This window comes from Candidatus Magnetaquiglobus chichijimensis (genome assembly GCF_045865675.1).
GTDB classification, from domain to species: Bacteria; Pseudomonadota; Magnetococcia; order Magnetococcales; family Magnetaquicoccaceae; genus Magnetaquiglobus; species Magnetaquiglobus chichijimensis.
The window spans coordinates 1,149,088-1,174,047 of record NZ_BAAFGK010000004.1; the positions used below are offsets into that span (position 1 = coordinate 1,149,088).

19 protein-coding genes are annotated in these 24,960 nt (G+C 62.4%); 8 read left to right on the forward strand and 11 right to left on the reverse strand.

Translation table 11 applies throughout. The features are described from left to right. The first annotated feature begins 44 nt into the window (after positions 1-44). Positions 45-593, forward strand: a complete 549-nt coding sequence (locus tag ACOY6C_RS09265; RefSeq protein WP_420905188.1) for a class I SAM-dependent methyltransferase — start codon at positions 45-47, stop codon at positions 591-593. Positions 594-698: 105 nt separating this feature from the next. On the opposite strand, the gene ACOY6C_RS09270 is transcribed toward ACOY6C_RS09265, so the two are convergent. From ACOY6C_RS09270 to ACOY6C_RS09295, 6 genes are all read right to left on the reverse strand, one after another. Beyond that, entirely contained in the window at positions 699-2,804 is a 2,106-nt protein-coding gene (locus tag ACOY6C_RS09270; protein WP_420905189.1) for an HlyD family efflux transporter periplasmic adaptor subunit, read from the reverse strand. Then, complete coding sequence (locus tag ACOY6C_RS09275) at positions 2,801-4,120, reverse strand: efflux RND transporter periplasmic adaptor subunit (protein ID WP_420905190.1); 1,320 nt, start codon at positions 4,118-4,120, stop codon at positions 2,801-2,803. The genes ACOY6C_RS09270 and ACOY6C_RS09275 overlap by 4 nt, the downstream gene beginning before the upstream one ends. After that, positions 4,117-5,001 carry an efflux RND transporter periplasmic adaptor subunit gene (locus tag ACOY6C_RS09280; RefSeq protein ID WP_420905191.1) on the reverse strand — a complete coding sequence of 295 codons (885 nt, stop codon included), beginning with the start codon at positions 4,999-5,001 and terminating at the stop codon, positions 4,117-4,119. Before ACOY6C_RS09280 ends, ACOY6C_RS09275 begins: the two co-directional genes overlap by 4 nt. Continuing rightward, on the reverse strand, positions 4,998-6,932 hold the full coding sequence (locus ACOY6C_RS09285; RefSeq protein WP_420905192.1) for a TolC family protein: 1,935 nt from the start codon (positions 6,930-6,932) through the stop codon (positions 4,998-5,000). Before ACOY6C_RS09285 ends, ACOY6C_RS09280 begins: the two co-directional genes overlap by 4 nt. Before the next feature lie 81 nt (positions 6,933-7,013). Beyond that, positions 7,014-7,166: a hypothetical protein gene (locus ACOY6C_RS09290; RefSeq protein ID WP_420905193.1), complete on the reverse strand. Its 153-nt coding sequence runs from the start codon at positions 7,164-7,166 to the stop codon at positions 7,014-7,016. Between the two features lie 7 nt (positions 7,167-7,173). Next, positions 7,174-7,785: a DUF4337 domain-containing protein gene (locus tag ACOY6C_RS09295; RefSeq protein ID WP_420905194.1), complete on the reverse strand. Its 612-nt coding sequence runs from the start codon at positions 7,783-7,785 to the stop codon at positions 7,174-7,176. A 231-nt stretch (positions 7,786-8,016) separates the two neighbouring features. Between ACOY6C_RS09295 and trkA the strand changes: the two genes are divergently transcribed. Continuing rightward, positions 8,017-9,387, forward strand: a complete 1,371-nt coding sequence (gene trkA, locus ACOY6C_RS09300; protein WP_420905195.1) for a Trk system potassium transporter TrkA — start codon at positions 8,017-8,019, stop codon at positions 9,385-9,387. A 4-nt stretch (positions 9,388-9,391) separates the two neighbouring features. Next, on the forward strand, positions 9,392-10,831 hold the full coding sequence (locus tag ACOY6C_RS09305) for a TrkH family potassium uptake protein (protein ID WP_420905196.1): 1,440 nt from the start codon (positions 9,392-9,394) through the stop codon (positions 10,829-10,831). A gap of 129 nt (positions 10,832-10,960) precedes the next feature. On the opposite strand, the gene ACOY6C_RS09310 is transcribed toward ACOY6C_RS09305, so the two are convergent. From ACOY6C_RS09310 to ACOY6C_RS09325, 4 genes are all read right to left on the reverse strand, one after another. Continuing rightward, positions 10,961-11,665: a response regulator gene (locus ACOY6C_RS09310; RefSeq protein ID WP_420906111.1), complete on the reverse strand. Its 705-nt coding sequence runs from the start codon at positions 11,663-11,665 to the stop codon at positions 10,961-10,963. Between the two features lie 69 nt (positions 11,666-11,734). After that, complete coding sequence (locus tag ACOY6C_RS09315; RefSeq protein WP_420905197.1) at positions 11,735-13,300, reverse strand: DUF4118 domain-containing protein; 1,566 nt, start codon at positions 13,298-13,300, stop codon at positions 11,735-11,737. Between the two features lie 57 nt (positions 13,301-13,357). Then, the gene (locus ACOY6C_RS09320) at positions 13,358-15,256 is read right to left on the reverse strand and encodes a potassium transporter Kup (protein ID WP_420905198.1); all 1,899 of its coding nucleotides are present in this window, start codon (positions 15,254-15,256) and stop codon (positions 13,358-13,360) included. Positions 15,257-15,560: 304 nt separating this feature from the next. Then, entirely contained in the window at positions 15,561-16,376 is an 816-nt protein-coding gene (locus tag ACOY6C_RS09325; RefSeq protein WP_420905199.1) for an N-acetylmuramoyl-L-alanine amidase family protein, read from the reverse strand. A gap of 274 nt (positions 16,377-16,650) precedes the next feature. On the opposite strand from ACOY6C_RS09325, the gene ubiG reads away from it, so the two are divergent. Beyond that, positions 16,651-17,394 (forward strand): bifunctional 2-polyprenyl-6-hydroxyphenol methylase/3-demethylubiquinol 3-O-methyltransferase UbiG, encoded by a 744-nt coding sequence (gene ubiG / locus ACOY6C_RS09330; RefSeq protein WP_420905200.1) that lies wholly within the window; start codon positions 16,651-16,653, stop codon positions 17,392-17,394. Here ubiG and ACOY6C_RS09335 read toward each other — a convergent pair. Continuing rightward, complete coding sequence (locus tag ACOY6C_RS09335) at positions 17,333-17,686, reverse strand: hypothetical protein (RefSeq protein WP_420905201.1); 354 nt, start codon at positions 17,684-17,686, stop codon at positions 17,333-17,335. The genes ubiG and ACOY6C_RS09335 overlap by 62 nt on opposite strands. 48 nt (positions 17,687-17,734) lie before the next feature. Here ACOY6C_RS09335 and ACOY6C_RS09340 point away from each other — a divergent pair, with 48 nt between their 5' ends. The 4 genes from ACOY6C_RS09340 to ACOY6C_RS09355 all read left to right on the forward strand — a co-directional run bounded on the left by ACOY6C_RS09340 (position 17,735) and on the right by ACOY6C_RS09355 (position 24,645). Next, positions 17,735-18,730, forward strand: coding sequence for an RluA family pseudouridine synthase (locus tag ACOY6C_RS09340; RefSeq protein ID WP_420905202.1), 996 nt, complete (start codon positions 17,735-17,737; stop codon positions 18,728-18,730). A gap of 108 nt (positions 18,731-18,838) precedes the next feature. Next, entirely contained in the window at positions 18,839-21,298 is a 2,460-nt protein-coding gene (locus tag ACOY6C_RS09345; RefSeq protein WP_420905203.1) for an ATP-binding protein, read from the forward strand. After that, on the forward strand, positions 21,262-21,681 hold the full coding sequence (locus tag ACOY6C_RS09350; RefSeq protein ID WP_420905204.1) for a hypothetical protein: 420 nt from the start codon (positions 21,262-21,264) through the stop codon (positions 21,679-21,681). Before ACOY6C_RS09345 ends, ACOY6C_RS09350 begins: the two co-directional genes overlap by 37 nt. Before the next feature lie 78 nt (positions 21,682-21,759). Beyond that, positions 21,760-24,645 carry a hypothetical protein gene (locus tag ACOY6C_RS09355; protein WP_420905205.1) on the forward strand — a complete coding sequence of 962 codons (2,886 nt, stop codon included), beginning with the start codon at positions 21,760-21,762 and terminating at the stop codon, positions 24,643-24,645. Positions 24,646-24,960: the final 315 nt, after the last annotated feature.

The window sequence follows — 24,960 nt, forward strand, 5'->3', positions numbered from 1 at the left end:
AAATAGTTATTAAATAAAAATTATTTTTATATACATAAGCACCATTGGCTTCTGCACTGGATGCCGACTATCTAAGGCCATTTCGCGGTGCGGATGTCGTCTATTCGTGGGGCGTTTTGCATCACACCGGAAATTTATGGCAAGCCCTGGAGAATGTTGCCGATCTTCCGAGAACAGATGGCGGACGATTGTTCATTGCCTTGTACAACGATCAAGGATGGGTAAGCCGCTATTGGACTATTGTCAAAAGACTGTTCAACAAGAACGGCTTGATGCGATGGACAATCATTGTTTTGCACTGGCCCTATCTCTACGGCCTCCGATATGAGGTCAGGCTCATACGCAGACGCATCAAGATTGAGAGAGGCATGTCCATGTGGCGGGACATGCTGGATTGGCTTGGCGGTTATCCATTTGAGGTCACCAAGCCGGAAGAGGTCTTCTTGTATTTGCAAACGAAAGGGTATCGACTCGTGAACATGAAGACCTGCGGAGGGCGCATGGGGTGCAATGAGTTTGTTCTGGTCAGGGAACCACAGTCAGGATCAATCCTTGGCAGGTCTGATCGGGGTGATCAGGTCAGGCAAAGGTGAAAAAATCGAGATCATCAGGCTCTCGACGATTCATGACCATCCATAACGTTGCAAACCACGCCCCCGATGACCAACAGCGCTTTCGGAACATCGGGTCCGAAGGAATCACATCTTCATCTCACGCACCAGCACCAGCAGCGCGGAACGGAGCCAACCCTCCAGCGGCGAGCGCGATTCGGCCTCCAGATGGACCGTGCCGCGCAGACGTACCGGGTACGGAGGGTGGTCCGCCTCGCTCGTCAGATGAATCTTGAACCACGCCCCCTCCGGCACCACGCTCCGCTGTTGCAGCCGCGCCGGAATCGGTCCCCCGGACAACGAAGCGAGCAACGGTTCGTCCAACTCCGCCACCGCGCTCGCCTCCAACTCCGCCAAACGGACCGCCACGCCGGGAAACTCCACCCCCTCCGGAACGAACACCCCTCGCGCCCCGGCCCGAACCCGCCCCAAATCGCCCTCCTCCAGATAGGCCCAGACCGCCGACTGCCGCCGCTCCACCAGGGTGGCCAGATGGGTACCGCCCCCCATCCAGACCCCCTCGGTCAACTCCGGGGCCAGATCCAGGATCTCTCCCGCGAAAGGCGCGGTCAGCACCAGACGCCGCTCCTCGGCCTCCAGACCGGTCAGGGTGGCGGCGAAACGCTCCCGCTCCTCGCGGGCGGTGCGCGCGCGACGACTCCAGGCGGTATCGAGGCCGGCCACGGCCAACTCCCAGCCGGCGTTGGCCATGCGCACCCCGGTCAACCGCTTCTGTCGCTCCAGATCCGGCGCGCGCAGCACAAACAGGGGCTCCCCGGCCTCGACCCTGGCGGATCCGGACACATGAATCCGTTCCAGGCGTGCCGCGTGCGGAACATACAGACGGGTCAACGCCGCCCCTTCCAGCAAGGCCGGGGCGTTCACCCGCGTGGACCAGGGAACGACCAGAAGCAGCGTCGCGCCCGCCAGCAACAGCGGCAGTCGCCAGGGGGTGCGCGCCACCGGCAACACCCGCCTCCAGGCCAGGATCTCGAACCAAACGGGACGGATGATGAACCAGCCGATCTCGACGATGAACAGCAGAATGCCGATCACCTTGACGAAAAAGTGATACACCAGCACCGCAATGCCCAAAAAAAGCACGAAGCGGTAGATCCAGGTGGCCAACGCGAAAAGGATCAGAAACAGCCGCATGCGCCCGGAAAGCTCCTCGGGACACGGGGCTCCGAGACGAAACAACCGCTCCCGCAACCACCAGCGCGCCACGTGAAAGGATCGCTCGTGCAGGTTGGGCAGATCCAGCCAGTCCGACAGGATGAAATAACCGTCAAAACGCATGAAGGGGGAGACGTTGATGGCCAGGGTGGTGGCCAGCGAGGTCGTGGCGATCCAAAAAGCCATCTCGCGTCCCTGGCCAGGGGGGAGAAACTGCCAGGCCAGCAGGGCGAACACCGCCAGGCACCCCTCGGCCAGCATTCCGCCGCAGGCGATCATCCGTCGCCGCCGTTTGTCGGACAGTTTCCAGGCTTCGGTGGTGTCGGTGTAAAGCATGGGCAGCAACACCAGAAAGGCCACCCCCATGGTGGGCACGCGACATCCGTACCGTTTGGCGGTGTAGGCGTGTCCGAGTTCGTGCAGGCTTTTCACGCCGATCAGGGTCAACCCATACCCCACGAGCAGATTGCCGGACTCCAGATGGTGCAGCAGCGCGGCGTGAAACGCATCCCAGCGCCGCAACAACAGAAACAGCGCGACCGCCGCCAACGCCACCATGAACCGTGCGAAAAAGGCGCCATACAGAGGCCGCGCCAACGGATAGGTGCGGTTCAGGAAGTGGTCGGGCCTGATGAGCGGAATGCGAAAGAAGAGGTAGTGATGCAACAGCCAGGTGAGCCAGTGCCCCCTTTTGGCCAGGGCGAGCCGATGGAAGCGCCGGGTGGTCTCCGGGTGGGCGGAACGCAGCAGATGGTTGTCCGCCAGGAATTTCAGCACCTCCTCGATTTCCGCACAGGTCACCGACAAAGAGGTCTCGTGTCCGATCCGATCGGCGATGCGGACACCATCGCCCTCCCCCCAGCGTGACAGGATCTCGAAGGTGGGCCAGTTGATCTGAAAGAATCGGTTGCGGGTCGGATCGGCCAGGGTGAAGCGCGGCGACCCGTCCAGAGCGCGCGCCAGACCGTGGAGCACGATCTCCTCGCGCAGCGGCGGCAGGATGAGCGCGGTTTTCACCAACCCAGCCATTGTCGCGCCAAGGCCAGCGGACGCCGCGCCATCCACCAGCCGAGGGATACCGTGTCGCCGGCGATGCGCGCGGTTCCCTTCAACCCCAGACGGGGCGACTCGTTCCCCTCTCCGTCCAGGGTGGCGCGTAACTGATGGGCCACGATGCCATCCGGACGGGCGACCGGTTCGTAGGCCAGAAGTCGCAGCCGCGCGCCACGGGGATGGAGCGGGTCGATGTTCAAGAAGAGCGTCACCGACGCGCCAACCTCGAGCGGGATCACGTCGCCCGCCGGCAGCCACGCCTCCACCTCGCCATCCCGCGCATCGGCCACGGTAAGGATCTTTTCGCCGGTCATCACCGGACGACCGATCCACCCCTGGGGATCGCTGAACAAGGCGATGCCGGCACGGGTCGCCTTCACCCGCCCCCGCGCGAGCAGATCACGCACCCCATCGGCTTCCAGACGTTTCTCCTCGACCCGCCCGGCAAAAATCGCCAATTGTGCCTTGGAGCGCGAATCCTGCAACGCCAGTTGCGAGGTGACCAGATACTCGGATTCGGTCACGGCCAGGCTCTTTTCCGCCACCTCCAGGCGACTTTTCAGGGTGGTTTCGTCCAGGTCGAAGAGCGGTTGGCCAGGGGTGACCGGATCGTTGGGCTGCACATGAAAACGGTCGATCACCCCATCCATCGGCGAGCGGATCACCTCGGGATGACGCGGTACCACCTCGGCGGGGGCCAACACCGTCAGCGGCACCGGCCAGGCCAATCCCCCAATCACCAGCAGCCCCACCACGGCCCAGGTTTTCCATCGTTGCGCGGGCAGGATGGTTCCCAGGGCACGCCCGCCGCCTCGCAGACAACGCCAGGCATGGGCATGGCTTTCGCCCAAATGGCGCAACAGTTCGACCTCGGCCTCCTCGAACGGGGTCTCGCGCGCCAGCAGCAACCACCCCATGAGCGTCTCACCAACCTGCAAAGGGATGAGCAACGCCATTTCCGGCCACCATTCGCTCCAGCCATCGCGCACCTCCAGGGGGGCGAACGACCCTTCCATCAACAGGGGAGCGTCGCTGACGACCGGCTGCAATTGCGCAAAAAGATGGCGCAGCCACAACACATACGGCACATCGGCATCCACGCTCGGGATCCCGGACAACGCCTCCACCGTTCCCGAAGCGTTCCAGAGCACGGCCTGACGATAGGGGACCAGACCGTGGGTCTCGTTGACCAGAATGAAACGCAGCATCTCCAGATCCGGAGCGTTGCGGATCCGTTGCGCCAGTTGCAGCAGCGTCACCAGGGGGTGGTATGCGTTCATGGTTGCCCGGCGGGCGGGGTGATTTCGACGCGACCGCTCATGCCGGCGAGCAACTCCGGGAAATTCCGGGTGAAGACGCCAGTCACCTTGACCGACTGGCTGACCGCATCGACCCGCGCGCCGACCCGCAAGATCCTGGCGGCATGCGCCTTCTGGGTCTCATCGACGTGCATCGTGAAGGTCAGATCGGGTGTCAGCCAGGTCAGCCAGGCGGAGGGGGCGATGAATTCGATCTCCAGGCGGCTGTCGTCGAGGATGTCGAGGATCGGTTGGCCGGCCTGGAGATATTGAAACTCCCGCGCCTTCTGTTCCGCGATCCGACCCGAAAAGGGGGCGGCGATCGTGCATTTGGCCACGGTGGCGCTCATCCAGGCCAGCTCGGCGCGAGCCTTGGCCGCCTCGGCGGCGCTGGTGACCACCTCCAATCCGCCGAGAGTCTTCATTTCCGCCAGCCTGGCGTTGACCGAGGAGAGTTTTTCGGCGGCGGTCAACGCGGCACGGGCCTTTTCCATCTGCGCCTTCTGGATGGCGCAGTCCAGGGAGACCAGCGTCTCACCAGCCTTGAAACGCCCTCCTTCCGCGACATGGATCTTTTCGATGCGCGCCGGCAGTTCGTTGGAAAGGGTGGTGAACTGCCAGGGCAGAATCTGGGCGCGCAGCAACCCCGAAGCCGGCAGCGCGCTCGGGGTCGGAGCGGGGAGCGGATTCGTCGCGACCGGCATGGATGCGGCGGACGCAGATGGCGCCACCAACCGATTGACCGACAACGGATGCCTGGCGGTGGGCTCGACGCGCGATTCGGCATGCGTCGTCACCGACCCGAGGGAGCCGAGCATCCCAAGTCCGGCGACGATCATCATCCGGGTTTTCCCCGCGATCATGGCTCCATGGCAATCCGAGAGATCGCCACCCACGCATTCTCGCCGATACGCGCCCAGCCGGTCCCTTTGTTCTGTTCGAACACCGATACGTTTTCACCTTTGGCGAGCAGACGAACCGTCCTGAACTTCATGCCGGGGCCGGAACGCACATTGGAGGCCATCTTGACCGTGGCCTGTTTCACGACCGAACTCTCTTTCGCCGGCCTGGACTCGGCGGGTTTGGACTCGGCGGGTTTGGACTCGGCGGGTTTGGACTCGACGGGTTTGGACTCGGCGGGTTTGGACTCGGCGGGTTTGGACTCGGCGGGTTTGGACTCGGCGGGTTTGGACTCGGCGGGTTTGGACTCGGCGGGTTTGGACTCGGCGGGTTTGGACTCGGCGGGTTTGGACTCGGCGGGTTTGGACTCGGCGGGTTTGGCGGCGGTCGTCGGCGCGGAAGTCTGGCCAGTCAGCCACCGATCCACCCGCCCTGTCAGATCCTCCAGGGATCCCTCCCGAATCGATCCCACCGCCGGATCCTGACCCGTGGTGGCCATCATGCGACCAAAAGCGTTATGCGCCTGAGACAAGGACTGATAACGACGCAGCTCGGCCAGAATCGCGCTCGTGGCACTCGCGATGCGATCCAAGGGGTTGGCCGCCTCCTGCCCGACACGGTTCTCCATGTGCCTGGCCAGGGATTTCTCCACATGGTACAACTCGTCGGTACGCTTGAACTGGATGCTGGCCTGCTCGAACTGGCGATGCGCCACATGCACCTGCGACAACAACGCCATGCGCAGGGCCAGACGTTTCATCTCCACCACCTCTTCGTTGCTCTTGGCATACGCCTGCTGAGCCGGCGCGGAGAGCAGCCCCAACAGGTTCCACGTCACCCGCAAACCCGCATCGTACCAATCCTTGTTCATGGAGAACGAATTGTCATCGCGCTGTTTGGAAGCCGATAACGAAATACCGGGAAAGAGCTTCAACAGCGTCTTGCGACTCTCGTCGGCCACGATGCGCGTTTGATAGGACATCTCACGCACATCCGCCTGGTTGAGCATGGCCAACTCCTCCATTTTGTCGAGGGGCAGACTCCAGACCGGCAGGTTCAACACCCCCTCCGGCACCGCCAGGGTGTATTTGGTGCCGGGAGGCAGGGTCATCATGGTCGCCAGTTCCACCTGAGCCGTGCCCATCTCCTGTTGCAGGCTCTCCAACTGGCGCAGATTCTCCAACAGGCTCTTGCGGTATTGCAGGCTCTCCACCGGCGAGCGCAATCCGCTCGCCTCGGCGCGACGGGCATCCGCCAGGGCCGACTCGGCCAGCTTCACCACGGCCTGAATGCGCGGTTCCAGTTGTTGCGCGGCCACAGCGCGCCAATAGGCGGAACGGGCCTCCTGCACCAGATTCTGGATCACCTTGCGCTCGCGCTCGCGGGCGATCAGCCATCGGTCGGCGTTCTGCCTGGCGTTGTAGTAGCTCACGCCGAAATCCAGGATGTTCCAGGTCAACCCCAAATCCGCCGTGGTGTGATGGCGATCCTGGGAGGTGGACATTTCCAACGACTGCTGGCCGGTGGTCACCGAACGGCTGTTGGAGGCGCTCACGTTGGAACGCGCCGTGGTCGCGGCATTGGCCGCCACCTTGGGCAGAAGCTCAAAGGTATCCAGGCTGGTCAGATCCAACGCCTGAGCCTCTTCCATCACCTTCACCTGGTGATCGAGGTTATGCCGCAAGGCACGGGCGACCACCTCGGACAGGGTGATCGGATGGCCAATCGGATCCGCGGGACGAAACATCGAAGCCAAGTCGGACTGGCGTTGCTTTTCCAATTCCGGCAGGGTCAGTTGCCGCGGAGAAAGAGAGCAACCAGTCACCAACAGCGCCGCACTCAACAGGCAGCCCGTGACAACGCGACGACAGGATGATTTGGATTTTATGGTCATGAGCATCTCCAATTGCACGCAAGGTACTATGGCATGTGTGTTTGTTTAAATAACATGGTATTCAAAAAAACACAAGGATACTCAATCCATCAATCTTTCTAACGTCATTCTCCCGCCTGTCGGGATATCCTCGGCAACAATCTTGCGGCGGTTGGCATCCACCACACCGGGAGAGCCGCGTCCCGCATGGGACAGCAGGCCGACTTTGACCGTCTTGAAACCATCCACTTTCAACCAAGGATCATCCCAACCAGCCGGCGACGACATCGGGGTGAAACGCCAAGCCGAAAAAGCCCGCCAGGCCGGTGGCCACCCCGAACAGGGCGAACACCGTGGCCACGCCGAACAGCCAGCGGCGTCGGGTCAGGGCGCTGATGCCCAACAAGGCGATGGCGATCCCGATGCCGGCCTCGGCCATGTCGAACTGGTCGTCCCGATAATTGAGATCCTCGTAGGCTTTCTCGTGCCCCTCGGCCTTTTCCCGGATCTCCTCCTTCTCGGCGCCGTAACGGGTCGCCTCGGCCTGGTAGTGGGCGATCCGCTCCTCGATCAAGGCCCGATACGCCTCGGAAGATCCCTCCCTGGCCTTGTCCAGCTTCAAGGTGGCCACCATGTTCTCGGCCATGTGCTGTTTGACGTTCTTGAACTGATAGTGCGCCCAGGAGTCCACCGCCTGGGCCTGATGCTGCCCCATCGACTGGGCGATGTTGCCATCCTTGACGTTGAACACCCCCAACAACGTCGCCAACACCGCGGTCAGGGCCGCGATCAGAAAATTCAAACGGGAATCCTCGCTCTCATCCCGGTCCCTGGACTCAACCACCGATGCGCCCTGCTCTCCACCATCCGCCATGAACATTCTCCTTCGATATAAAAAAAACACCAAACCTGTCCCCGTGCGTGGCGGACGATCATACCACCAAACTTATTGACAGCTCAAGAACCATACACAAAATGAATTGCCTTCGGAGATCTTATAAGAACATGACACTCGAATTGGCAATCATGACACCAAACTGATTCAAATGGGTCTAGAATTTTCAGGTTCTCCTTCATAATCCATCGCCAGCCCAAGGTTCTCCGCATGAATGTCATCATCATTGGCATCACCCCCATCAGCGAAGTGCTGGCCCAATACATGGTCGAGGAGGGACACGACATCCACGTCGTGGATCCGAACTCCGAGGCGATCGCCCAACTCCTGACCAAAGTGGATGTGCGCGCGTTGCAAGGGGATGTGCGCGACCCGGAGATCCTCCGCGAGGCACACATCCATTCGGCGGATCTGGTGATGGCGGTCACCAACTCCGACACCAGCAACATCGTCACCGCACTGGGTCTCCACTCTCTGGCCCCCAAGGCCAAGGCGGCCATCTGGGTCCGCGACGAACAGTTCACCGGCAACAACCACCTCTGGAACGGCTCCCAGCTCGACAAAACCATGGTGCTCACGCCGGAACGCAACGCCCTCAACCTGGTGATGGACCTTCTGGAGATCCCGCTCTCCTTTGAAGTCACCTCGTTTCTGGACGGCAAGATCCACATCGCCGGATTCCGGTTGCAAGACGACAGCCCGTTGATCGGCAAACGGCTCAAGGATGTGGCCAAAAGCCGCGAGAATCGCACCCTGATCGCCGCCGTGGAACGCGGTCAGGAGACCCACGTTCCGGACGGAAATTTCGTCTTCGAGATCAACGACCGGCTCTACATCCCGCTGCTGGCCGGACAGGAACTCTCCTCGGCCTTTACCTTCATGGGGCTGGAACAGAGCCATCTGCGCATGCGCAAAAGCCACCACCTGATCGCCGGTGGGGGGCGCATGGGGTTGCAACTGGCGTTGAAACTGGAAAACGAGGGATTCCGCCCCACCCTCATCGAAAAGGATCGCGCCCGAGGACAACTGCTGGTGGAACGGCTTTCCAAAACCCGCGTGTTGTTGGGCGACATCACCGATCCCAGTCTCATGCAGGAGATGATCCACTCGGATACCACCTTCATCGGCCTGACCGGCAACCAGGAATTGAACTTCATGTCCTCGGTGCTGGCGCGCCGGTTCGGCGCAGGGCGATCGATCACCATGTTCGACAACGAGGGGTACATCTCCCTCTCCGCCTTCATGGGAATCGATGCGGCGGTCCATCCGAACCTGACCGCCATCGGGCAGGTGTTGGGACTGCTGCGCCCCTATGACGTGCGCGAGGCCCACCTGATGCTCGGTGGCAAGCTCGAAGCGGTGCTGGTGCGTCTGGAGCACGACTCGCCGCTGGTCGGCAAAGCGCTCCACGAGGCTGGCATGCCCAAAGGGGTGATCGTCGCCGCACTGTTGCGCAAGAATCGCCTTCTGCTCCCCGATGGCAGCACCCACCTCTTGCCCGACGATCAAATCCTGATCGTCACCCACCGCCAGAGCAAACATAAACACAAACTCAACCAACTGATCAAGCCGGGACACTGACCCCATGAATCACACGATGAATCTGCGGGTTCTCTCCCTGCTGGCCATTATGCTCTCTTTCTCCATGGTCGCCCCTTTGCTGGTCGCCTGGCTGTTGCATGAGGATATCCGCCCCTTCGTGCATGCCATGCTGGTCGGTGGCGGCATGGGTGGGGCGCTGTTTTTCGCGACACGCCAGGCACGCACGGAACTTCACGCCCGCGACGGCATCCTGATCGTGGGACTCGGCTGGACCATGACCACGGTGTTGGCCGGACTGCCCTTCGTGTTCGGCGGCTGGATGGGGTGGATCGACTCCTGGTTCGAAACCGCCTCCGGCTTCACCACCACCGGCGCCTCGATCCTCACCGACGTGGAGATCCTCCCCAAGAGCCAACTCTTCTGGCGCTCGGAGATCCAATGGCTCGGCGGCATGGGAATCCTGTTGCTGGCCATCGCCATCCTCCCCTTCCTGGGGGTGGGCGGCATGGAGATCATGAAAGCCGAGGTCCCCGGTCCCACCAAGGATCGACTGGTGCCTCGGGTGGCCAGCACCGCGCGCATCCTCTGGGTGCTCTACACCGGCATCACCATTGCCAACATCCTCGTCTACATGGGCTCGGGCATGGATTTTCTGGAAGCGACCGATCACGCTTTCACCACCCTGGCCACCGGCGGCTTCTCCACCCGCAACCTGAGCCTGGCCGCCTTCTCTCCCGCCGCCCAGTGGTGGTGTACCTTCTTCATGTTCGTGTCCGGCGCCAATTTCCTGTTGCACTACCGCCTCCTCTATCGGCGTGACCTGGCCATCTTCTCGGATCCGGAGCTGAAAACCTACGCAGGTATCGTGATCATCTCCTCCACCTTGATCGGCATAGTCCTCATGTTCGAGCAGAACAAGACTCTGGAACTGGCCATGCGCCACGCCTACTTCAACGTCGTCTCGGTGATGACCACCACCGGCTTCGCCAACGACGACTTCGCCCAGTGGCCACTCTTTTTGCAGGCGATCCTGTTGAATCTCATGGTGATCGGCGGCATGGCCGGCTCCACGGCGGGCGGAATCAAGGTGGTCCGCCTGGTGATGATCTGGGAGCTGTTCCTGAACATCCTCGACCGGTTGATGACTCCGCGCCGTCTGACTCTGCCCAAATACGCCGGCGCCAGCATCCCGCCGGAGGTGATGGAGGGGAGTCTGATCATGGTGGTGGTGTTCCTGTTCGTGATGCTGCTCTCGGTGATCGTGCTGACCGCCGTGGGACTGGATTTCACCACCGCCTTTTCCGCCTCGCTGGCCTGCATCGCCAACGTGGGACCCGGCATCGCCAAGGTGGGACCGATCGAGAACTACGCCTTCATCCACGACGCCGGCAAACTGCTCCTCACCGTCACCATGATCGCCGGACGCCTGGAACTCTTCACGGTGCTGATCCTCTTCTTCCCCCGCTTCTGGAAGGGACACTGACCCTCCACGCCCACTCGCCGGCGGGATGTCGGGCGCCGGCGGGATGTCGTGCCTCGGCGCGGGTGGAAGAGCTGATGCGACAGGGGTCAAGTCGGATGCGGAAGCCTGGCCTCGGCGCGCACGGGTGCGCTATTCGTCGTGCATGCGGTAGCCCACCCCCATCTCGGTCATCAACAACCGCGGCTGGGCCGGATCGAACTCCACCTTGCGGCGCAGTTGCGCCATGAACACCCGCAAGGTGTGGGTCTGATGGGTGTAGTGCGGGCCCCACACCTCCTTGAGAATCTGCTGATGGGTCAGAACCCGTCCGGCGTTGCGCGCCATGAGCAGCAGCAAACGGTACTCGATCGGCGTCAGCGTGATCGGTTGTCCCTCGATGCGCACCTCGCGCCGCTCCGGGTCCAGATACAACGGACCGACCTTCAAGATTCCCTCGCGCTGATTGCCCGACGCCAGCCGGGCCGCGTGACGCAGACCAACCCGGATGCGCGCCAGAAGCTCGTTGACCCCGAACGGCTTGGTGAGGTAATCATCCGCCCCGGCATCGAGGGCCTCCACCTTGTCATCCTCGCGTCCGCGCGCCGAAATCACGATGATCGGCACCAGGCTCCAGCCACGCACCTCGCGGGTGAAATCGATGCCATCCCCATCCGGGAGCCCCAGATCCAGCAACACCATCTCCGGTGGATGGGAGGTGACCGCCAGTCGCGCCTCGCGGGCGTTGACCGCCTCGATCACCTCGAACTCCCGCGCGCTCAACGCGGTTCGCAAAAAACGCCGCATTTGCGGCTCATCCTCGACCACCAGAATCCGTGATCCCGCCGTGGATTTCATCATTGTCACTCCCCATCCTCCCGCAACGCCTCGCGTTCGTCGGCATCCGGATAGAGATCCACCGGATTGTCACTCCCCATCCTCCCGCAACGCCTCGCGTTCGTCGGCATCCGGATAGAGATCCACCGGCATGGGAGGCTGAGGCAGTTCGATGCGGAATTCCGCCCCGCCTCTGGCCCGATTCAACGCGCGAATCGTACCATGATGGGCATCCACCACCCCCCGACAGATCGCCAACCCCAAACCCGATCCTGGCACTTCGCTTCCCGCGCCGCGCACGAACTTCTCGAAGATGCGTTCCTCCTCCCCCAGTGGGATGCCCGGTCCGCGATCGCCGATACGGATGATCACCCGATCCCGTTCCGCCCGCACCTTCCAGGAAATCTCGTTCTCCCGACGGGCATGCTTGATGGCGTTGTCGAGCAGGTTCACCAGCACCTGTTCGAACAGCACCGGATCCACATGCACCATCGGCACCTTTTCGTCCACTTCCAGCGACACACGCCGTCCGTCAACCCGTGGCCCCAGTCGCGCCAGAGCCGATCCGGCCAGCTCCTCGAAGGGGATCCACTCCTGACGCAATCGGGAGACGCCGGATTCCAGACGCACCATGTCCAACAGGTTGCCGATCAGCCGCTCCATGCGTTCGGCCTCGGAACAGATGGTTTCCAGCAGTTCGGCCTGTTGACGCGGGTCGAGACGGGCATCGTCGTCGCGCAGCGCGGTCCCGGCGCCGGTGATGGCGGCCAGAGGGGTGCGCAGGTCGTGGGAGGCCATGCTCAACAGCGCGGCGCGCATCTGCTCGGCCTGCACCCGCACCGCCGCGCCACGCGCCTCCTCGCCGAGACGCGCACGGTCCATGGCCAGGCTCGCCTGACGCGTGAACGCCTCCAGCAACCCCCAACGTCCCTGCTTGAGAATCGTCGCATCGCCGATGCGCACCGCCAATGCCCCGAATTGCTCCCCCATGGCGATCGGCAGGGCCGTGAACGCCTCATCCGGGAACACCTCGGTACCGCGACCGGCGGCCTGGCCGTTTTCGCAGCACCAGCGCACCACCACCATGCCCTGTTCGGAGAGCTGGAAGTAATCCGGGGTCACCGCCACCCGACTCAATCCACCCTGGCCGTCCTCGACCCAGATGGCCGCCTCGCCGCCAAAAAGGCCCACGGCATGCCGGGTGATGATGCGCGCCACTTCCGCATCATCCAGGGTGGTCATCGCATCCCGTCCGAGACGAAACAGCCCCTCGGTCTGGAATTCGCGATCACGGGCCTCCTGCTCCTGGGCGCGAATGCGGTTCATCAGGCTGCTGATCACCCAGCCAACCACGAACAGGATGGTAAAAGTGAGGATATACTGGGAATCGGAGACCAGGAAGGTGAAATAGGGATGGACGAAAAAGAAGTCGTAGGCCGCGACCGACAGGGCGGAGGTCAACAGCGCCGCGCCCTGCCCGAAGCGGAAGGCCACGCCCATGATCGGCAGCAGATAGAGCATCACCAGATCCGGGGGAGTCAGCCAGGAGCGCCCCCAGAAGACCAGGATCGTGGTGACCGCCACGGAGAAGATGGCCGCGACGTGACCGAACCACGAGGCATGATAACCCTGGATGCGGGGTGGTCGGACGATCATCCGGTTCTCCTCGTCATCCCGTTGGTCATGGCGTCCGCTTCCCCGGCAAGAGAGCCTTTACAAGTGGATGCCAGCCCCCATCTCGACCACCCGGTGAGGAGGCAGTTGAAACCAGGAGGCGGCGCTGCTGGCGTTGCGCTGCATCCCCAGATAGAGCTGCTGGCGCCACAGAGGGAATCCGGGACGGGCGCGGTTGGCGAAGAAGACCGCGCGCCCCAGGAAAAACGAAGTCTCGTCCGGATTGGACCAGTCCTTGAAAAGCTGTCCGGCCTTCAAGGCGCGCGGGACATCCGGGGTTTCGGCAAAGCCGAAACGGGCCACCACCCGATAGAAACCGTTGCCCAGATTCACCTCGATCAGCCGTTCGCCGTCCTCCAGGTACGGGGTATCGGCGAATTCGGTGGTCAGGATCACCACGGTTTCGTGAATGCTCCAGTGGTGTTGGAGATTCTGCACCAGGGCGCGGGGCGTGGTCAACGTGTGGGTGGTCATGTAGACGCCGATTCCCTGGGAGCGGGGTACCGGATTCTCCTGGAATTGACGCAGAAACGGCGCCAGGGGGATCTCATCCTTGGCCAGCGCCTCGCGCGAGAGTTCCACCCCCTTCTGCCAGGTGGACATGAGCATGAAGAGCATGGCGCCCAGGAACAGGGGAAACCAGCCCCCATCCGGGATCTTCAAGGCATTGGCGGCGAAGAACACCAGATCGAACACCAGAAAGAAGACGGTCGCGGCAATGGCCCGTCCTTGGCTCCAGCCGAACATGGCGCTCAACACCATGCCGAAAGCCAGGGTGGTGTCGATGGCCATGGCGCCGGTGACGGCGATGCCGTAGGCCGCGGCCAGGTTGCTGCTGCTCTTAAAACCGAGCACGAGCAGAATCACCGCGCCGAGCAGAATCCAGTTGATGGCCGGAACATAGATCTGCCCCTCCTCGCGTTCCGAGGTATGGATCACGTTCATGCGCGGCAGGAAGCCGAGCTGCATGGCCTGGCGGGCGGCGGAGAAGGCGCCGGAGATCACCGCCTGGGAGGCGATCACCGTGGCGGCGGTGGCCATGCCGACCATGGGATAGAGCCCCCACTCCGGGGCGAGCAGATAGAAGGGGTTCTTGAGGGTTTCCGGATCGTGCAGGATCATGCCGCCCTGGCCAAGGTAATTGAGCGTCAGGCAGGGAAAGACCAGGAGCGTCCAGGCCAGTTGAATGGAACGACAGCCGAAGTGACCCATATCGGCATAGAGAGCCTCGGCGCCGGTCACGGAGAGGAACACCGATCCCAACACGATGAAGGCCTGTCCCTTGTGGACCAGGCAGAACTGCATGGCATGCAGAGGATTGAGCGACTGGAGCACCTGGGGGTTCAGCAGGATCCCGTGAACGCCGAGCGCCCCGAGCACCAGAAACCAGATCACCATCACCGGTCCGAACAGCGCGCCCACCCCTTCGGTCCCCTTGCGCTGGAACATGAACAGACCGATCAGGATCACCAGGGTGACCGGCACCACCACCGGTTTCAACACCGGCGTGGCCAACTCAAGCCCCTCGACCGCCGAGAGTACCGAGATGGCCGGGGTGATCACCCCATCCCCAAAAAAGAGGGCCAGGCCGCAGATGCCCAACAGGTGAATGATCACCTTCCAGTTGGGGGTGGCGTTGGGAGAGCGCAGCGCCAGGGCGGTCAGGGCCATGATGCCCCCCTCGCCCTTGTTGTCGGCGCGCATGATGTAGACGACGTATTTGACCGTGATGACGATCACCAGCGACCAGAAGATCATCGAGAGCACGCCGAAGATGTCGGCCTGGGTCGGCATACCGCCGTGACCGGCGGAGGCGGCCAGGGACTCCTTGAGGGCGTAGAGGGGTGACGTGCCGATATCCCCGAACACAACGCCCAAGGCGCCGATCACCAGGGTGGACAGCCTGGTCGAATGACCATGGGGGGGGTGTTGGGACATGCCGCGCCTCCTTCGTTCCGTGAAGATCCGTGGGCTACCCCACCTGAATCGGCCCTGCGGCGTTTCCTCCGTGGGCTCTACGTGGGTCAAAGGGGACATGCTAATCGGAACAACATCAATTCGGGATCAAATCGCGTGCAACGGAATCAGGATTTCATCAAGACGAGAAGGAGGGGGCGTCCGTTCGTCAACGACGCGGTGGGGGGGTACAGAAAGGAGGGAGTCGTTTCGCTTGTTGCCGGGGTTCGGAAGAACGCACCCCGGCAACAACCATGGATGGGGAATCAGGGGGCGGGTGGCGCGGTCAGGCCAGTCCCGAGGCTCTGGCGAACCGTTGCGCACCCTGGGTCAGGGCCTTGGCCAGGGACTCCTGATGCTGCTCCTGGCGCAACAGGTACTCCTCCTCGCGGTTGCTCAGAAACGCCATCTCCACCAGCACGGACGGAATGTCCGGAGCCTTGAGCACCGCGAAACCGGCCTGTTTGATGGTCTTGAAATGGAGGGACAAGGGCGGGGTGTTGGAGATCGAGGCCAACAGATTGTTGCCGAGCAGCAGGGAGCGGTTGAGCGAATCCCGTTGGGAGAGATCCATCAGAATGCCCCGGACCTCCTGGTCGGCCACGTCGTCCAGATCGACGCCCCCGACCAGATCCACGTTGTTCTCGCGCTTTTCCAAAAGACGGATCGCCTTGTCCGGGGAGGGTTTGCCGCGCTCGGAAAGACAGTAGACCGACGCGCCACGCGCGGAGCTGACATGAAAGGCATCGGCGTGCAGGCTGATCAGAAGATCGGCCTGGAACTTGCGCGCCAGCGAAACCCGCTGGTTCAAGGGCACGAAATAGTCCCCGTCACGGGTCAAACGGGCGGTGAAGCCGGGGATGGCATTGATCTCCCGGTGGACACGCCGCGCCACGGCCAGGGTGATATCCTTTTCGCGCGCGCCGCTCGAACCGACCGCCCCCGGATCCACGCCGCCGTGACCCGGATCAATGGCGATCACCACACCCCGCTTGGAACTGCGACTGAACGACTCCACCGCGGCATGCGCCACGGAAGAGGACAGACACAGGCTGCCCAGCGTCAAGGCCATGGATTTCAACATCGCGCGCCGATCAAACATCGCTCCTGCTCTCCCTTTCGATCACAATTTCTTGACAGTGGTTTCGGAAGATCGATTTCAATAATTATCAAATGTTTGAATAATTTTTCCTGCTATCGGACCATCAAACTGGCCATCCTTCAAGCAAGTCCCATACCGGTAATCGGCTCCTTTTCCTGACACTTGAGAAAAAATCAGCGTCAGGACTACGCCACGGGCCAAAGATGTGTTATGCTGCCATTATCGAAATATCAACCAAGGCCTGTTTCGCAACAGGCGCATCAGGGAGGGCCCCATGTCCACGGAGGATCCGGACGAAATCGCCAAATTCGAACGCATGGCCCACGAATGGTGGGATCCGGATGGCAAATTCAAGCCGCTGCACCGCATCAACCCCTTGCGCACCGACTACATTCATCGTCAGGTGAAACCCGGCGGCGGAACGCTGGAAGGGGTGGAACTGCTCGATGTGGGGTGCGGGGGCGGAATCCTCTCCGAGGCGTTGGACGGGCTGGGCGCGCGGGTGATGGGGATCGACCGCTCGGAGACCATCATCAACGTGGCGCGCGCCCGTCAGCGGGAGAGCGGCTCCCAGGTGAGCTATCGGGTGCGTTCGGTGGAGGAGTTGGCCGAGGAGCGTCCCGCGTCGTTCGACGTGGTGGTGGCCATGGAGGTGCTCGAGCACGTCCCGGACGTGCCGGCCTTTCTGCGCGGCTGCTCGGCGCTGTTGAAACCGGATGGACTCTTCTTCTTCGCCACCCTCAACAAAACCATGCAGGCCTGGCTCATGGCGATCGTCGGCGCGGAGTACGTGTTGCGCTGGCTGCCGCGCGGCACCCACTCGTTCGACAAGTTCATCCGCCCGTCGGACCTGGGACGCTGGTTGCGTCACGCCGGGATCGGCATGCGCGACGTGACCGGCATGCACTACACCCCGTGGCGGGACTCCTGGGAGCTGGCGGTGGGCAAGGCCGAGGTCAACTATCTGGGTTACGGGATCCGGATGGCGGATCGCGCGGAGGAGTCGGATCCAGCGTGACGCGCCGTTTGAGCTTGCCCTGGGACGAAAAGAACAACAACTGATGACCGGCGCCTCGGGGCAGTTCCACCAGCACGGCCACACCGCTTGAATCCAGACCGTTCACCTGGACCAGACGCGCGCCGGGGGGCAACGGGAGGGTCTCCTCCCCGACCACCGGGACGCCCGTCTCCACCGGCGCGGCGGTCGTCACGCCGGTGGCGCCCCGTTCGACCAGCTTCACGACCAGACCCCCGAGTCCGACCAGAAGCAACACCGCTCCAAAGATCACAAAGAATTTCAAGGCTCGCATGCTCTCTCCCCACCATTCAAGATTCATCACCCCAAGCGGGCGCCACGCATGACCGATCACCACCCTGCCCCGCGTTGCCTGACCATTCCCGCCGAACGCGCCGGCGAGCGTCTGGACAAGGCGCTCGCCGCCCTGGATGCGTCGTTGAGTCGCGCGACGATCCAGAGACTCCTCAAGAGCGGCGACATCCGCCGCGCGGACGGCTCGATCCCGCACGCCGACGACAAGGTGCGCACCGACGAGGGGTATCACATCGACATCCCGGCCCCGAAACCGATCGAGGCGCGTCCCGAGGCGATCCCCCTGGACGTGGTATTCGAAGATGATGCCATCATCGTTCTCAACAAGCCAGCCGGTTTGGCGGTACACGCCGGCGCGGGACGCGCGGACGGGGTGCTGGTCAACGCGCTGTTGCACCACTGCGGCGGTCCGGACGAACCGGGGGGACTCTCCGGCATCGGCGGCGCGATCCGGCCCGGAATCGTCCACCGTCTGGACATGGAGACCAGCGGCCTGCTGGTGGCGGCCAAGAACGATCGCGCCCATCTGCACCTGGCCGAACAGTTCGCCAGCCACACCGCGTTCCGTCGTTATCTGGCCGTGGCGCGCGGAACGCTGGCCAAACCCCAAGGCACCATCGACGCGCCGATCGGTCGTCACCCGCGCGACCGCAAGAAAATGGCCGTGGAGCCCCGTCTGGGACGCCCGGCCATCACCCACTGGCAGCGCCTGGAGATCCTCTCCGGCTTCACCCTGGTGGCCTGCCGCCTGGAGACCGGACGAACCCATCAAATCCGCGTCCACCTGGCCCACATCGGGCATCCGCTGCTCGGCGATCCGCTCTACGCCCGTCCGTTCCATCCTCCGGGCGCCTGGCCGGAGGAGAGTCGCGCCGTGATCGAAAATTTCCGCCGTCAGGCCCTGCACGCCCAGCAACTGACCATCGTCCACCCGACCACCGGCGAGAGCATGACCTTTTCCGCCGACCCGCCGGAAGCGTTCCGGAATCTGCTGGTCGCACTGCGGCAGGTGACGCTTGCCTGACCGGGGAAGACTCCCCCTCACCCGAGACCGCCGGCGCTCCCTTCGGGATCTCCAACAGGCGGAAGAAAATCAATTGGCTTTGAGATCGGATTGTTCTATAAAACCAGGATGAGCCAGACTCCACCTCCCCACTTCGCCGTCGCCCAGCTCCACCCCGCCCTGCCGGCTGGGGTCGAGACCTTTTTGCAACTGACAGCCCATCTCGCGGACGGACTCTACATCCTCGATCAACAGGGGCGGATCGTCCTGTTCAACGACATGGCGGAAAAGCTGCTCGGCTGGAGCCGCGATTCGGTGATGGGCAAGGATCCCCACGCCCTGTTCCACTTTCAGAACGCCGCCGGAGAACGCATCCCCTCGGAACGGTGCCCGATCCTCCAGCACGTCCAGAGGGGCGAGATCTTCCGCGCCGAGGAGGAGGTATTCACCCATCGGGATGGCCATCCGATCCCCCTGGCCCTGACCGCCGTGCCGCTGCTCGACGCCCATCGCCAGATCATCGGCAGCTTCACGCTCTTTTCGGATCTCGGCCTGAAAAAACAGTGGGAGCGGGACATCAAACAGGCCCGCGACATCGCCATGGAGACCTCGCGTCTCAAGTCCGAGTTCCTGGCCAACATGAGCCATGAAATCCGCACCCCGATCAACGGCGTGATCGGCATGGCCGATCTGCTGCTCGACTCCCGGCTCAACAAGGATCAAAAGGAGCTTGCCACCACCCTCAAGGAGTCGGCCCAGGCGCTCCTCACGGTGATCAGCGACATCCTGGATTTTTCCAGCCTGGAAGCCGGACGCATGGAGACCGCCGCCACCCCCTTCTCGCCCATCAAGCTGGTCGAGGAGGTCGCGGAACTCATGGCCTCCCAGGCCCAGCAGAAAAGCCTGGAGCTGCTCACCGACATCAGTCCCAAACTGCCGGGGGTGCTGCTGGGCGATCCCGCCCGCTTGCGCCAGGTTCTCCTGAATCTGATCGGCAACGCCCTCAAGTTCACCCGCAAGGGCGGCGTGGTGATCCAGGCCCGCCTCACCGACAAAACCAAATCCCCGCTTATGGTGCGCTTTTCGGTTACCGATACCGGCATCGGCATCCCGAAATCGGCCTGGCACAAACTCTTCCAACCCTTCTCCCAGGTGGATGGCTCCTCCACCCGCCCCTTCGGCGGCATGGGGTTGGGACTCTCCATCTCCAACCGCCTCGTGGAGCTGATGGGCGGCGAAATGGGCATGACCAGCCGTCGTGGCAAGGGGTCCACCTTCTGGTTCTCGGTACCGTTTCCCCTGTCGGCGCGCATCGAGGAGAGTCAACCGACCCCTCTGCCCACCAACCGTCTCAAGGGAATCAAGGCCCTGGTGATCGATCCGCGCCAGACCAGCCAGACCATCCTGCTCAACCACCTGCTCAACTGGAGCATGAAAGGGGCCGCGGTGGAGAGCACCGACGAGGCCCTGGCCTACCTGCGCCATGAGGCCCGCGCCGGCGCGCCCTGCGATCTGCTGCTGGCCGCCTCGCCGATCCCTCTGGAAAAATGTCTGGAACTGGGCCGGATCATCAGCGAGGATGCCACCATTCCACCCCTCGGCATGATCCTGATCACCGGCATCCACGAAAAGAAGTGGTTCGATGAAGCCCGCAAGGTCGGCTTCATGGCCCATCTCGCCCGTCCCCTGCACCGCCACCAACTGCTCGACCGACTGCTGATGCTGGTCAATCCCACCCCCCAGGAGGAGATGGATCCGCACCGACCCGAATCGGTTCCCCCGGAACCGCGCACCAACAAACCAAGCTTTCCCGGCGAAGCCACCCAACCCGAACGGACCATTCTGCTGGCCGAGGACAACGCCGTGAACCAAAAAGTGGCCCAGTTGCAAATCAACCGCCTGGGCTTCGGGGTCCACACCTACGCCAACGGCAGGGATGCCATCCAGGCGGCCAACTCCGGGATCTACGCCATGATCCTCATGGATTGCCACATGCCGATCCTGGACGGCCTGCAAGCCGCGCGCGCCATCCGTCAACTGGAACACCAGGAAAACCGTCCCCGCACCCCGATCATCGCCCTCACCTCCAATGCCCTGCCGGAAGATCGACAACGCTGCCTGGATCACGGCATGGACGACATCCTCAACAAACCGATCCGCATCGAGGAGTTGGCCAACCGCATCGATCAATGGCTCCCCTCCCAGATCAATCCCGACGCCACCACCCCGGAAACCAGTCAGGCCGAAACCTTGCCACCCATGTCCCTGGAGCGGCTGCATGGTCAATTCGGCGCGGATCCGAAGGTGATCGGAGAATTCATCGATGCCTATCTTTCGTCAGCTTCGTTAATCATTGCAAAGCTGAAAAAAAACCTTAAGCTCAAGGATGCCGTCGCGCTGGAGGAGTACGCCCACGAACTCAAAGGGGCGAGCGCCCATATGGGCGCCCATCTCATGTCCCGCCTGTGCATCGAGCTTCAGGCCGCGGCGCGTGACAACGATTCCGGGGCCTGCCGCCCCCTGGTTGAACGCATCCAGAAGGAGTTCCGTCGGTGCGAGAATTATATCAAGAAGATGGAGACGATCTGACCCTGCCGCTCCCCCCCTCGGGACGACTGCACCGCTGGCTGGCCCTGGCCGCGGAACACCCTCCAGAGTGGCTGGCCGCCGTGGTGGAGTCCCCCACCGCCAAATGGGTGGTGGTCAGCGAAGATGGTCCCGAGGCGGATCGGCAACGGTATGTCGCCTATCTGAATGACCTGGACGATCTGCCCTACTGGGCCTTCGCCCTGGCCAAGGGGTATCTCGACGATGTTGGCGAATGGCCGCTGTTCGGGCTGCCCGTCGAGGAGGCCCTCAACGCCTTGGAAGAACATGGCGATCCGCTGCGCGCGGTCCGGGAGATTCTGGCCGGCATCAAACCGGTCTGGCCCGATTTCCGGGTGATGCATGTCGGTCGGGAGTCCGATTGAGTCCACATCCCGCTTGTCACACGCGTGCGCCGATGACGCGATCCATCGGAATCCTTCGTCTTGTCACTGGAGTCACCCATGAAGGTTTACAGCATTCGACTGCGTGAAAATCGCCTGGTTCCGCGCCTCCCCTCGGAGGTCGATCCCCAGGCGCGCAAGAAACTGCGCGATCTGCGCGAGGAGATCCTGGGACTTCTCACCCGGCAACGCTTCATCTCCTTCATCAAGCAGCCGAAACTGCACTTCGACAACCAGCTCAACTGTCTGTGGCTGCTGCACGAATTCAGCTCCACGCCGGAACAGATGTTTCAGCATGTGGCGCGGTTGCAGATCTACGCCTTCCGGCACTGGGAGATCCCCGCGATGGAGGAGCTGCGCTCCGTGGCGCGGGAGGATCTGTTCCGCAACAACGAAAAATTCCGCGGTTCCACCTTCCTCTCCCGTGATCCGGCTCCCAGCGGACCGGGCTACCGCACATTGACCTTTGGCGGCGCCTCGGGCGAAAACGAAACCACCGAGACCCCGCAGATGGTGTTGCCGATCCATCGGGTGGCCCAGCGCGACGTTTTCGCCTTCATTCTCAACCACGGTCTGATCCCGCGCGATGTCGAGGGGGTGGGCGAGAAGATGCATCAGCTCTACCTGCTCACCAAGGAGGTCAACGAAAAAAACCGCAACAGCAACGAACCGGCGCTCCCCTCGCTCAAGGCGTTGCAGAATCGTCTGCTGGAGGGAGACTGGATCCGCGCCCGTCTGCCGATTCTGGAGCCCTCCTATCTGGTGGACATGGAGAAGGGGCTTTGGGAGCTGTATCAACCCAATCCGCCCTCGGGAAAGGGGTGGATCGAGATGACGCTGGATCCCCCCTGGGAGGCGCGCAACCCGGAGATGGACGTGCGTCAGGGGGTGATCGCCATCGATTTCGGCACCAGTTCCACGGTGGTGGCCTGTCGCGAAAACGGCAAGACCACGCTGCTGCGGGTCGGCATGCCGGATTTCTTCCGCAAGCCCTCCCCGGCGGACTATCAGAATCCGACCGTGTTGGAGTTCATCCATCTGCCACGGTTGTTGGCCGCCTGGACCAGCGAGGCCCATCAACCCCTCACCCGTTGGGATGATTTCCACTTCTCCCACGAGGCGTTGAAGAACTACCGGGAGAACGAGGCCAACCAGCGCATCGTGGCCAGCATGGTCACCAACATCAAGCAGTGGCCCCTTTCCCCCCCGGAGATGCGCGCGCGGCGCATCACCGATCAGAACACCGGTCTGGAGCTGGAAATCCGTTCCACCGATGCCCCCATGCCGGTGCGCGGGCAGTCGATTTCGGTATCGCGGGAGGATCCGTTCGATCCGATCGAGTTGTATGCCTATTATCTCGGGTTGTTCATCAACCACCGCACCAACGGTCTGTTCCTGGAATACTACATGACCTTCCCGGTCACCTATCCGCGGGAGATCAAGAAGACCATTCTCACCGCCTTCGCACGAGGATTGATGCGCAGTCTGCCGGAGTCGTTGATGTCGAGCCCGATGATGGAGCGGTTCCAGATGCGCGAGGAGGCCTCGGAGCCGGCGGCCTACGCGGCCTGCGCCCTCGAGGAACTCGACATCGCCCCGACCCTGCACGGCACGGCCTATGCGGTGTTCGACTTCGGTGGCGGCAGCACGGATTTCGATTTCGGTTTGTATCGTCAACCCACCCCCCAGGAGATCGAGCAGGGATACGAGCGGGTGATCGAGCGGTTCGGCGCGAGTGGCGACATGTATCTGGGCGGCGAAAATCTGGTCGCCCATCTGGCCTACATCGCCTTCAAGCAGAATCTGGAGATCTGTCGCGAGCATCAACTGCCTTTTTCGATGCCTCCGGAGGCGGACAAATTTCCAGGACATGAACTTTTCCTGGACAACTCCCACGTTGCCCAGACCAACACCGCCCTTCTGACCGCCAAGGTGCGGCAGATGTGGGAGAACTTCCGTTGGGATCTGGAGGAGCCGGTCCCGCCGGCAGACGGGAGTCCGAAGAAGAGTTCGCGGCGCATGTCGGATCGGATTGCCGATGCGTTGAGTCAGTATCTGATGGACGAGAACTTCTCCCTGGCCACGGACACCCTGACCCTCTCCCCGCCGGACAACTTCCTGGAAGTTCAGATGGAGTTTCTGAATCGCGGACGGGAGAAGGTGCCGGTGATGTTCCGCATCGACCGGGACAAGATCAACCATTTCCTGGTGCGTCGGGTCGGCAAGGGGATCCATCGTTTCTTCATCGCCATGAAGCAGGCCTTCGAGGCGCGCGGCATCACCCCGCGCGAGGTCCACATCCTCCAGGCCGGCAACGCCAGTCGCGCCTTGCTGGTGCAGGCCCTGTTCGCGGCCATGTTGCAAAACAAGATGTTCAAGTGGTGTCCGCCGCCGGAGGGGATCGCCAAGAACACCGCCCTGGAGGAGATCCAAAAGGCGGTGGCCTTCCCGAGGTTCGTGGTCCACCGTCCGCCGGTGGGCGATCCGGACAATCCGTACCGTCCCACGGCCAAGACGGGTGTGGCCATTGGATTGTTGAAGCTCATTCCGGGCGAAACGCTGTTGGCCTTGAATGCCACGCCGTCGTGTGAGACGGGCGAGGCGCCGTTCCGGATTTTCGTGGGTCGTTTGAACAACGGTTACTTCCAGCCGGTGTTGCTCCAGAACGGCGCCTATCGGGAGTGGCGGGAGTTGGGCGTGCCGACCCGTGGTGCGTTCGTCCTGCTCTATTCCAACTCGCCCCAGGCTGGCATGGGGAATTTGCCGCGTGGTTCCGAGGAGTTGCAGGAGAAGAATATCACCTTTGGTCCGGGTTTGATCAAGGACAAGCGGTTGTTCATCCAGGCGACCGGTCCCACGGAGGTGGAGTTGTGTCTGGCGGATTCGATCGAGCAGATTCAGCAGAAGCCGGAAGAGGTGCAGCAGCAGATGAAAATTTCGTTGTGAGTGGGAGTGGGGTCAGGGCAGACGAGGTTCGATCAACTGGCGGGGTCCAGGCCAACTGGCAAGGGCAAGGTCGAAACTTGGCGGGGTCCAGGGGCCAATGGCCCCTGGCAGGGTTCGGGGCGAAGCCCTGAGGTTTGGTCTTGGACTCTTCCTTTTTTGTTGTCTTTGTCTTTCGCGCGCTTTTCACGAGACGCGAAACGATCCCGCAGCCAAGGCTGGCGCGATTTTTTTTCACGAGAAACGTGAAAAAAAAATTCTTTCAAAGACGCGCCTGAAGACAAAAACAACATCAACACCTCGGAGGCTCTGCCTCCG

What these genes read in the sequence shown, in the direction of transcription:
- ACOY6C_RS09275 (WP_420905190.1), bottom strand. Translation starts at nt 4,120, where the DNA reads ATGAACGCATACCACCCCCTGGTGACGCTGCTGCAACTGGCGCAACGG.
- ACOY6C_RS09280 (WP_420905191.1), bottom strand. Translation starts at nt 5,001, where the DNA reads ATGATCGCGGGGAAAACCCGGATGATGATCGTCGCCGGACTTGGGATG.
- ACOY6C_RS09285 (WP_420905192.1), bottom strand. Translation starts at nt 6,932, where the DNA reads ATGACCATAAAATCCAAATCATCCTGTCGTCGCGTTGTCACGGGCTGC.
- ACOY6C_RS09295 (WP_420905194.1), bottom strand. Translation starts at nt 7,785, where the DNA reads ATGGCGGATGGTGGAGAGCAGGGCGCATCGGTGGTTGAGTCCAGGGAC.
- trkA (WP_420905195.1), top strand. Translation starts at nt 8,017, where the DNA reads ATGAATGTCATCATCATTGGCATCACCCCCATCAGCGAAGTGCTGGCC.
- ACOY6C_RS09305 (WP_420905196.1), top strand. Translation starts at nt 9,392, where the DNA reads ATGAATCACACGATGAATCTGCGGGTTCTCTCCCTGCTGGCCATTATG.
- ACOY6C_RS09310 (WP_420906111.1), bottom strand. Translation starts at nt 11,665, where the DNA reads ATGAAATCCACGGCGGGATCACGGATTCTGGTGGTCGAGGATGAGCCG.
- ACOY6C_RS09315 (WP_420905197.1), bottom strand. Translation starts at nt 13,300, where the DNA reads ATGATCGTCCGACCACCCCGCATCCAGGGTTATCATGCCTCGTGGTTC.
- ACOY6C_RS09320 (WP_420905198.1), bottom strand. Translation starts at nt 15,256, where the DNA reads ATGTCCCAACACCCCCCCCATGGTCATTCGACCAGGCTGTCCACCCTG.
- ACOY6C_RS09325 (WP_420905199.1), bottom strand. Translation starts at nt 16,376, where the DNA reads ATGTTTGATCGGCGCGCGATGTTGAAATCCATGGCCTTGACGCTGGGC.
- ubiG (WP_420905200.1), top strand. Translation starts at nt 16,651, where the DNA reads ATGTCCACGGAGGATCCGGACGAAATCGCCAAATTCGAACGCATGGCC.
- ACOY6C_RS09335 (WP_420905201.1), bottom strand. Translation starts at nt 17,686, where the DNA reads ATGCGAGCCTTGAAATTCTTTGTGATCTTTGGAGCGGTGTTGCTTCTG.
- ACOY6C_RS09340 (WP_420905202.1), top strand. Translation starts at nt 17,735, where the DNA reads ATGACCGATCACCACCCTGCCCCGCGTTGCCTGACCATTCCCGCCGAA.
- ACOY6C_RS09345 (WP_420905203.1), top strand. Translation starts at nt 18,839, where the DNA reads ATGAGCCAGACTCCACCTCCCCACTTCGCCGTCGCCCAGCTCCACCCC.
- ACOY6C_RS09355 (WP_420905205.1), top strand. Translation starts at nt 21,760, where the DNA reads ATGAAGGTTTACAGCATTCGACTGCGTGAAAATCGCCTGGTTCCGCGC.